Raw genomic sequence first — 9,235 nt, forward strand, 5'->3', positions numbered from 1 at the left:
CCGGGTTGGCGTTGTAGCTGTCGTCGACGAGCGTGCGAGGCGTGCCGTCGCGCTCGAAGCGGCGCGCCTGCGAGCGGCCGCGCACCGCCGCGAACCCGGCCAGGCCGGCGGCGACCGCGTCGAGCGGGCAGCCGGCGGCCAGCGCGCACGCCGTGGCGGCGAGTGCGTTGCGCACGTTGTGGAGGCCGGCGACGCGCAGGTCGCAGGCGAGGACGCCGGCCGGGGTCTGCGCGCGCACCGCCCAGTGCCCGCCGTCGGCATCGGCGTGCCATTGCGCCTGGCCGCTGACCGTCGCCCCGGCGTCGAGCGCGAAGGTGCAGACGCGGCGCTCGCCGGCGATGGCGCGCCAGGTGGACGCGTGCGCATCGTCGGCCGGGAAGACGGCGACGCCCTTGGCGTCGAGCGCGGCGATCGCGGCGCCGTTCTCGCGCGCGACGGCGTCGACGTCGGCCATGAACTCGAGGTGCTCGCGCTGGGCGTTGTTGACGAGCGCCACGCTCGGCGCGGCCATCGCGGCGAGACGGGCGATCTCGCCCGGATGGTTCATGCCGAGCTCGACGACGGCGACGCGGTGGCGCAGCGCGGCGTCGCTGCGCAGGCGCAGCAGCGGCAGCGGCACGCCGATGTCGGTGTTGTTGTTGCCTTGCGTCGCGAAGGCGGCGTCGCCCTGCCAGGCGCGGAAGATGGCCGCGATCATCTGCGTCACCGTCGTCTTGCCGTTGCTGCCGGCGACGGCGACGAGCGGCAGGTCGAAGCGGCGCCGCCACGCCGCCCCAAGCTCGCCGAGGGCGGCGCGGGTGTCGGCGACCTCGATGCCGGGCAAGCCGGCCGCCCCGAGGCCGTGCTCGGCAAGCGCCGCGGCAGCGCCTGCGGCCGCGGCCTGGCCGAGGAAGCCGTGCGCATCGAAGCGCTCGCCGCGCAGGGCGACGAAGAGGTCGCCGGCGGCCAGGCTGCGCGTGTCGCTGTGGACGCGGCGGATCGGCGTCGCCGGGTCGCCGTGCAGGCGTGCGCCGGGCAGCAGGGCCGCGAGCTCGCCGAGGGTGGCCATGGGCGGCAGCGCCGCGCCCGCGGCTAGAGGAGCGGCCCGTTCGGACAGCGCCGCCTGTGCCTGGCTGACGTCGGAGAACGGCAGCTTGCGACCGCCCACGTCCTGGTAGTCCTCGTGGCCCTTGCCGGCGATGAGGACGACGTCGCGCGGCCCGGCCGAGCCGACCGCGTGGCGGATCGCGTCGGCGCGGTTCTCGATGACGTCGATCTCGTCGTGGCCGATCGCGCCGGCCAGGATCTGCGCCAGGATCAGGTCGGGCGACTCGAGGCGCGGGTTGTCGCTGGTGAGGACGACGCGGCCGGCGAGGCGGCAGGCGATCGCGCCCATCAGCGGGCGCTTGCCGGGATCGCGGTTGCCGCCGCAGCCGAACACGCACCAGAGCGTGCCGCCGCGCCGGCGCGCCAGCGGCGCGAGCGCGTTCAGCGCCTTCTCCAGCGCGTCCGGCGTGTGCGCGTAGTCGACCACGACCTCGGGCTGCGCCGCCGCCACCGCGTCGTGTTGGCCGACGACGATGCGCTGCATGCGCCCGGGCACCGGCCGCAGCGCCGCGCAGGCCGCGCCGGCGTCGGCCAGGCTCACGCCCATGGCGCGCAAAGCGCCGACGACGCAGAGCACGTTGGCGACGTTGAAGTCGCCGATCAGCGGCGTCGCGATCGAGACGCTCGAGCTGCCCTCGCGCACGTCGAAGGCCAGGCCGTGCGCATCGTGGCGAACGTTGCGCGCGCACAGGCGCGCCGCGCCGCGCAGCGAGATCGTCCAGGTGTCGACCGCCGTCGCTGCCAGCGTCGCGGCCAGGCCCACGCCCTGCGCATCGTCGAGGTTGACCACGGCGGCCTTCAGGCCGGGCCAGGCGAAGAGCTGGGCCTTGGCCTGCCAGTAGGCCGCCATGTCGCCGTGGTAGTCGAGGTGATCCTGCGTGAAGTTGGTGAAGACGGCGACCTGCACCCGGGTCCCGGCGAGGCGGTGCTCGGCGATGCCGATCGACGACGCCTCGATCGCGCAGGCGGCGAAGCCGCGGTCGGCGAAGCCGTTCAGCGCGTTCTGCAGGGTGATGGGGTCGGGCGTGGTCAGGCCGGTGCTCTCGACGCTGCCCGGCACCGCGGCGCTGGCGCCGCGCGCGTGCGGCGGCTCGCCGATCCCGAGCGTGCCCACGACGCCGCAGCGCCGACCGAGCGTGCCGAGGGCCTGGGCGACCCACCACGTGGTCGAGGTCTTGCCGTTGGTGCCGGTGATCGCGATCACCGCGAGGCGGGCGCTCGGCACGTCCAGGAAGCGGCTGGCGATCTCGCCGGCGGCGGCCTTCAGGCCGCGGTAGGCCGCGACGCGCGGTTCGCCATCGAAGCCGAACGCCTCGACGCCTTCGGCCTCGACCAGGCACGCCTGGGCGCCGGCGGCGAGCGCGGCGCCGACGTAGTGGCGGCCGTCGCTGGCGTGGCCCGGCCATGCAACGAAGGCGTCGCCGCGGCCGACGCGGCGGCTGTCGCTGGCGAGCGCACGCGTCTGGCGCAGCGACAGCCAGGCGTGCGCCGCGTCGCGGGAATCCAGCCGCTCCGAGCGGCCGGGCACGTCCGCCACTAGAAGCTCTCCTCTTCGGCCGGCATCTCGCGCGAGACGATCTGCAGCTTGACGTCGAGGTCGGGCTGCACGCCCATCAGGCGCAAGGTCTGCTGCACGACTTCGCTGAAGACGGGTGCGGCGACGTCGCCGCCGTAGTGCTTGCCGGCCGACGGCTCGTCGACCATCACCGCGACGATGATGCGCGGGTTGGCGATCGGCGCCATGCCGACGAACCACGAGCGGTACTTCTTCTGCGCGTAGCTGGCGCCTTCCTGCTTGTACGCGGTGCCGCTCTTGCCGCCGACCGAGTAGCCGAGGACCTGCGCCTTGGGCGCCGTGCCGCCGGGCAGGGCCGCCAGGTGCAGCATGTGGCGGACCGCGGCCGCCGTCTTCGCCGAGATCACGCGCACGCCGGCGACGCGCTCGGTCGGCACGACGCCGAGCGGACGCGTCAGCGTCACCGGGATCAGCTCGCCGTCGTGGGCGAACACGGTGTAGGCGTGGGCGATCTGGAACAGCGACGCCGACAGGCCGTAGCCGTAGCTCATGGTCGCCTGCTCGATCGGGCGCCAGCTCTTGTACGGGCGCAGGCGCCCGGTGACGACGCCGGGAAAGCCGAGCTGCGGCTTCTGGCCGAAGCCGACCGAGCTGTACAGCTCCCACATCTCGCGCGGCGAGAACATCATCGACAGGCGCACGGCGCCGACGTTGCTCGACTTCTGGATCACCTGGTTCACGGTCAGGTTGCCGTGCGGGTGCGCGTCGGTGATGGTCGAGCCGGTGACCTGCATCTTTCCGGGCGCGGTCTGGATGACGGTCTCGGGCGTGACGCGGCCGCTCTCCAGCGCCCACGCGGCGACGAAGGGCTTCATCGTCGAGCCGGGCTCGAAGGTATCGGTCAGGGCCCGGTTGCGCAGCTGCGCGCCGGTCAGGTTCTTGCGGTCGCCGGGCACGTAGCTCGGGAAGTTGGCGAGCGCCAGGACCTCGCCGCTCTGCGCGTCGAGGACGACGACGCTGCCGGCCTTGGCCTTGTGCGCGGCGACCGCGTCGCGGATGCGCTGGTAGGCGAAGAACTGAACCTTCGAATCGACCGACAGGCCGACGTCGCGGCCGTCGACCGGCGCGATGCTGTCGCCGACGTCCTCGACGACGCGGCCCAGCCGGTCCTTGATGACGCGCCGCGTGCCGTCCTTGCCGGCGAGGTCCTTCTGGAAGGCGAGCTCGACGCCTTCCTGGCCGCGGTCCTCGACGTTGGTGAAGCCGACGACGTGGGCGGCGGCCTCGCCTTCCGGGTACTTGCGCTTGTACTCGCGCACCTCGTGGATGCCGCGGATGCGCAGGTTCTTCACGGCGAGGGCGACCGGCTCGTCGACCTGGCGGCGCAGCCAGACGAAGTTCGGGTTGTCGCGCAGGCGGTTCTCGAGCTCGGCGCTCGTCATGCCGAGCAGGGCGGCGAGCCGGGAGCGGCCGCGCGCGTCGCCTTCGAGATCCTTGGGGATCGCCCAGATGGACGGCGCCGGCACGCTGGCGGCGAGGACGAGGCCGTTGCGGTCGACGACGCGCCCGCGGCTGGCGGGCAGCGCGAGCGTGTGCCCGTAGCGGGCCTCGCCCTGCTTCAGGAAGAAGGGTGCCGCGACGATCTGCACGTAGACGGCGCGGCCGAGCAGCACGGCGAAGCCCAGGCCGACCAGGCCGACCAGCATCTTCGAGCGCCACGGCGGCGTCGGCGTGGCGAGCAGCGGGCTCGTCGTGTAGTTGACGCTCTTGACGCTGGCGGCGACGCGCGCCCGCGGGCTGCTCCTGCGATTCATCGGCCGGCTCCCGCGGCAACCGGCGCCGAAGCCGGCGCCGACAGGTCGATGTACTGGGTGACGCCGGGCGTGGCGCTGCGCATCGCCAGGCGGTCGCGCGCGGTCCGCTCGACCCGCAGGGGCGTCGCCTGGGAGCGGAGCTCGGTCTTCAGCCGCTCGCTGTCGATGTCCAGCGCGCGCTCCTCGACCTGGGCCTTGTCGAGCGTCGCGAACAGGCGCCGCGATTCGTAGGAGACGCGGACCAGGTACAGGCTGCTCGCCAGCAGGCCGATCAGGAGCAGCACGTTGAAGCGCGTCATCGCCGGCCTCCGGCTTCGAGCGGCTCGGCCGTGCGCTCGGCGACGCGCATCACCGCCGAGCGCGCGCGCGGATTGGTCGCCGCCTCGGTCGGCCCCGGCTTGACCCGGGCGACGGCGCGCAGGCGGTGCGGCGGCTCGGCGGCGAACGGGGCGCGCCGGTCGACCTCGGTCCGGCTCTCCCGGGCGATGAAGGTCTTGACGATCCGGTCCTCGAGCGAATGGAAGCTGATGACGACGAGGCGACCGCCCGGTGCGAGCAGGGCCAGCGCCGCAGTCAGGGCTTGATCGAGCTCCGCAAGCTCGGCGTTGACGAAAATCCGAAGCGCCTGAAACGTGCGCGTTGCAGGGTTCTGGCCCGCCTCTCGGGTGCGCACCGCACGAGCCACGACGTCGGAAAGCTCGCCTGTGGTTCGTACAGGGTGCCCGCCCTCGCGCCGAGCAACAAGCGCCTTTGCAACCTGTAGAGCAAACCGTTCTTCCCCATAGTCCTTGATGACCTCCGCAATGTGGCGCTCGTCGGCCCGGGCCAGGAATTCGGCCGCGCTCTCGCCGCGCGTGGTATCCATCCGCATGTCGAGCGGGCCGTCGAAGCGGAAGCTGAAGCCGCGCGCCGGGTCGTCGATCTGCGGCGAGGACACGCCGAGATCGAGGAGGACGCCGCTCACCTGCTCGATGCCGCGCTCGGCGAGCGTCGTCGCCATGGCGGAGAACGCGGTGTGCTCGACCCTGAAGCGCGGGTCGGCGGCGAGCTCGGCGTCGGCCCGGGCGCTGGCCACCGCCTCCGGGTCGCGGTCGATGGCGACGAGGCGCCCGCGCGGCGACAGCTTGCCGAGCACGGCGCGCGCGTGGCCGCCGCGGCCGAAGGTGCCGTCGACGTAGATGCCGTCCGGCGAGGTCACGAGCGCTTGCACCGCCTCGTGGAGGAGGACGGTGGTGTGCGTCGACGCGGCGCCAGCGTGCATCAGAAGCTGAAGTGCTTGAGCGAGTCGGGCATCGGCGACTGCATCACCTCGGCCTCGTGCTCGGCGTGGCGCTGCGCGTCCCAGAGCTCGAAGTGGCTGCCCATGCCGAGCAGCATCACGTCGCGCACCAGCCCGGCCGCGGCACGCAGCTCGGGAGCGATCAGGAGGCGGGACGAGGCATCGATCTCGACGTCCATCGCGTTGCCCAGGAAGACCCGCTTCCAGCCGCTCGAATCCATCGGCAGGCCGGCGACGCGGTCGCGGAAATTTTCCCACGCCGGCCGAGGAAAGATGAGCAACGAGCCTTCGGGATGCTTGGTGATGGTCAGCTGGTTGACGCCCATGGCGGCCAGCAGCTCGCGGTGGCGGGCCGGCATGGCGATGCGACCCTTTCCATCCAGCGTCAGCGCTGCGGGGCCTTGAAACACGACGTTCGCCACAAAACCCCACCAAAGTGCACTTTGTGCCACTGTAGCCCAAGGGCCGGGCAGGGTCAATCGAAGACGGGGACAAAAATCAATGGAATCAACGACTTACATGATGCTTCCGAAACGGGCAAGCGTCTGGAAAAAGGCCCAAGAAACATAGACTTGCGAGGCCTTGTCAAAGCGCGGCCTGAGATGCCTTCGAGCCGGGCAACCGACGCCGGTCTCGAACGGAGCGAAATCGCCGGCCGGTACTAGATCACGCCAGGGCGCTTCTTGAACGAGGCGGCGAGCGAGCGGGCTGCGCCGGCGAGCAGCGTCGTGTCCAGCCCGACGGCGACGAACAGCGCTCCGCTGTCCAGGTAGGCGCGGGCGGCGTCGGCACTGACGAGGATGCCCGGTGCCTTGCCGGCTCCAAGGACGGTGGCGATGCCGGCGGCGATCGCCGCCAGCACCTCCGGGTGCTCGGGCCGGCCCAGGTGCCCCATCGACGCCGACAGGTCGGCCGGCCCGAAGAAGACGCCGTCGACGCCATCGACGGCTGCGATCGCGGCCAGGTTGTCCAGGCCCTCGACCGACTCCACCTGCACCAGCACGCAGATCTCGGCATCGGCGCGCTCGGCGTAACGCTCGACGCCGTTCCAGCGCGAGGCCCGCGCCAGGGCGCTCGCGAGGCCGCGCACGCCGCGCGGCGCGTAGCGCGTGGCGGCGACGATGCGCGCCGCCTGCTCGGCGGTCTGCACCATCGGCACGAGCAGCGTCAGGGCGCCGATGTCGAGGAACTGCTTGATGCCGGCCGGGTCGTCGTCGACCGGGCGGACGATCGCCTGCGTCGGGTAGGGCTGGATCGCCTGCAGCTGGGCCAGGATGCTGCGCACGTCGTTGGGCGAATGCTCGGCGTCGACCAGGAGCCAGTCGAAGCCGCAGCTCGCGAGCAGCTCGGCGACGTAGGGATCGGCGAGGCCGAGCCAGAGGCCGATCTGCGCCTCGCGCCGCGCCATCGCCGCCTTGAAGGTGTTGACCGGAAGTTCCATGGTGTTCCTCTGGCGTCAGACGAAGCGGAAGGCGATGCTGCCGAGCGGGCCGTAGTCGACCCGGAACGCGTCGCCGCGCACCGCCGTCGCCGGCCGGGTGAACGAGCCGGCGAGGACGACGCCGCCGGCGTCGAGCTGCTCGCCGTAGGACGCGATCCTGTTGGCGAGCCAGGCGACGCCGTTCGCCGGATGGTCGAGCACGCCCGCGGCCAGGCCCGTCTCCTCGACGATGCCGTTGCGGCAGAGGATGGCGCCGACCCAGCGCAGGTCGACGTCGGCCGGCCGCACCGCCCGGCCGCCGGTGACGATGCCGGCGTTGGCGGCGAAGTCGGCGATGGTGTCGAAGACCTTGCGCGGCGCCTTCGTGTCGCGGTCGAACTGCTCGATGCGGGCGTCGATGATCTCCGCCGCCGGCGTCACCGACGCGGTCGCGGCCAGGACGTCGTCGAGGCCGACGCCGGGCCCGCGCAGCGGCCGCGCCAGAACGAACGCCAGCTCGACCTCGACGCGCGGGGCGATGAAACGTTCGAAGGGGATGTCGCCCTCGGCGAAGAACATGTCGTCGAGCAGCGGCGCGAAGTCGGGCTCGTCGATCTGCGACGACTGCTGCATGGCGCGCGAGGTGAGGCCGATCTTTCGCCCCTTCACGACCCGGCCTTCGGCCAGCCGGAGCGCCAGCCAGGCGCGCTGGATCGAGTAGCCGTCGTCGATCGTCATCCCGGGATGGCGGGCCGAGAAGTGGCGCAGCTGCACGCGCCGCTTCGCCGCGTCGTGCAGCTCGGCGGCGAGGCCGGCGACGGTCTCCTGCGACAGCATGGCCTACTGCCCTTCGAACAGCGGATGCAGGTTGCTGTGCTTGGCGTCGAAGGCCGGCGCGCCCTCGTCGATCTGCAGCGTGATGCCGATCGGCCGGCGGGCGAAGATCGAGGCGAAGTGCGTACGGACCACGTCGGTCAGGGCCTCGCCCGTGGCCTGCACGGCGGCCGGCGTGCGGCCGGCCGCGATGCGCACGTTCACGTAGACGAAGGCGCGGTCCGCGCCGCCGTCGGCGACCGCGAAGGCGCTTGCCGGGTAGGCCATGACGCGCGTCCCGCCGATCGGGAAGACGCGCTCGCCGCCCGGCTCGCGCTGGGCCACGATCGCCGCGGCAAGGCCGCTGCAGAGCCTGCCGATGGCGGCGTCCGGCCCCAGGTTGTCGCTGTAGTGGATGACGACGTGCGGCAAGCGCTTCTCCTTCAGGCGATGGTCATGAGGCCGACGGTGCAGCCGACCGAGAAGATGGGAATCGGCACGTAGGCCCGGATCGTCCCCTGCCCGCGCGCCGCCGCGGCGACGGCGACGAAGGTGCGGATCTCGAAGCCGCCCTGCCCTGCCTCGCGGTACGTCGCCTCGTCGCTGTAGGCGAGCAGCGCCGCGCGGTCGTTGCGGGCCCAGCGGTCGAGGAACTCTCGGTCCCAGGCTTCGTTGATGCGGCCCGAGTCGGGTGTCGCCGGCCAGTGCGAGATGCCGCCGGTGCCGACGAGCGCGATGCGCTCCGGAACCGCGTCGCAGGCGCGGCGCAACGCGTTGCCGAAGGCCCAGGCGCGCTTCAGCGGCGTGAGCGGCGGCCCCTGGCAGTTGATGTTGGCGGGGATCACGGGCAGGTCGAAGCGCGGCGTCAGGAAGTGCAGCGGCACCATGATCCCGTGGTCGAACTTCCACTCCTCGGCGAAGGCGACGTCGACGTCCTCCATCACCTCGCGGATCAGGCGCTGCGACAGCGCGGCGTTGCCGGGCACCGTCGTGCGGGCGATGCCGAGCCAGCCCGGGTCCTCGATCGGGCCTTCGTAGCGGTCGGCCATGCCCATCGCGTAGGCGGGCATGTTGTCGAGGAAGAAGTTCGCGAAGTGCTCGGCGGCGATGACGATGAGCGCATCCGGGCGCGCCTCGCGGAGCGAATCGCCCAGGCGGTGCAGCTTGGCGTGGAGCGCGTCCTTCCGGGCGGCATCGGCGAGATGGGCGCGACCGGTGATCCCTGGCGCGTGGCTGCAGACGCCGGCGAAGACGAGGCTCATCGCGACGTCAACGGATCAGCTCGTCGGCCGAGACCAGGAGCGAGT

At 72.4% G+C, this 9,235-nt stretch carries 9 protein-coding genes; all 9 read right to left on the bottom strand.

Annotated features, from left to right (window positions below; genetic code table 11):
- The coding region (locus AC30N0_RS14435) for a UDP-N-acetylmuramoyl-L-alanyl-D-glutamate--2,6-diaminopimelate ligase (protein ID WP_489518601.1) at positions 1–2,623 on the bottom strand (2,623 nt) is incomplete at its 3' end.
- Positions 2,623–4,416: a peptidoglycan D,D-transpeptidase FtsI family protein gene (locus tag AC30N0_RS14440; protein ID WP_489518602.1), complete on the bottom strand. Its 1,794-nt coding sequence runs from the start codon at positions 4,414–4,416 to the stop codon at positions 2,623–2,625. The genes AC30N0_RS14435 and AC30N0_RS14440, both read right to left, overlap by 1 nt.
- Positions 4,413–4,715, bottom strand: a complete 303-nt coding sequence (ftsL, locus tag AC30N0_RS14445) for a cell division protein FtsL (RefSeq protein WP_489518603.1) — start codon at positions 4,713–4,715, stop codon at positions 4,413–4,415. Before ftsL ends, AC30N0_RS14440 begins: the two co-directional genes overlap by 4 nt.
- A complete protein-coding gene (gene rsmH, locus AC30N0_RS14450; RefSeq protein WP_489518604.1) occupies positions 4,712–5,677 on the bottom strand; it encodes a 16S rRNA (cytosine(1402)-N(4))-methyltransferase RsmH in 966 nt (321 codons plus the stop codon). Before rsmH ends, ftsL begins: the two co-directional genes overlap by 4 nt.
- Positions 5,677–6,105 (bottom strand): division/cell wall cluster transcriptional repressor MraZ, encoded by a 429-nt coding sequence (locus tag AC30N0_RS14455; protein ID WP_489518605.1) that lies wholly within the window; start codon positions 6,103–6,105, stop codon positions 5,677–5,679. Before AC30N0_RS14455 ends, rsmH begins: the two co-directional genes overlap by 1 nt.
- Before the next feature lie 251 nt (positions 6,106–6,356).
- Positions 6,357–7,136, bottom strand: a complete 780-nt coding sequence (locus AC30N0_RS14460) for an aldolase/citrate lyase family protein (RefSeq protein WP_489518606.1) — start codon at positions 7,134–7,136, stop codon at positions 6,357–6,359.
- Positions 7,137–7,151: 15 nt separating this feature from the next.
- Positions 7,152–7,952, bottom strand: coding sequence for a 2-oxo-hept-4-ene-1,7-dioate hydratase (gene hpaH / locus AC30N0_RS14465; RefSeq protein WP_489518607.1), 801 nt, complete (start codon positions 7,950–7,952; stop codon positions 7,152–7,154).
- Between the two features lie 3 nt (positions 7,953–7,955).
- Positions 7,956–8,360 carry a 5-carboxymethyl-2-hydroxymuconate isomerase gene (locus AC30N0_RS14470; protein ID WP_489518608.1) on the bottom strand — a complete coding sequence of 135 codons (405 nt, stop codon included), beginning with the start codon at positions 8,358–8,360 and terminating at the stop codon, positions 7,956–7,958.
- Between the two features lie 11 nt (positions 8,361–8,371).
- Complete coding sequence (locus AC30N0_RS14475; protein WP_489518609.1) at positions 8,372–9,190, bottom strand: DODA-type extradiol aromatic ring-opening family dioxygenase; 819 nt, start codon at positions 9,188–9,190, stop codon at positions 8,372–8,374.
- Positions 9,191–9,235 lie beyond the last annotated feature (45 nt).

The sequence above is a fragment of the Rhizobacter sp. genome (assembly GCF_031412495.1).
GTDB lineage: Bacteria > Pseudomonadota > Gammaproteobacteria > Burkholderiales > Burkholderiaceae_C > Schlegelella_A.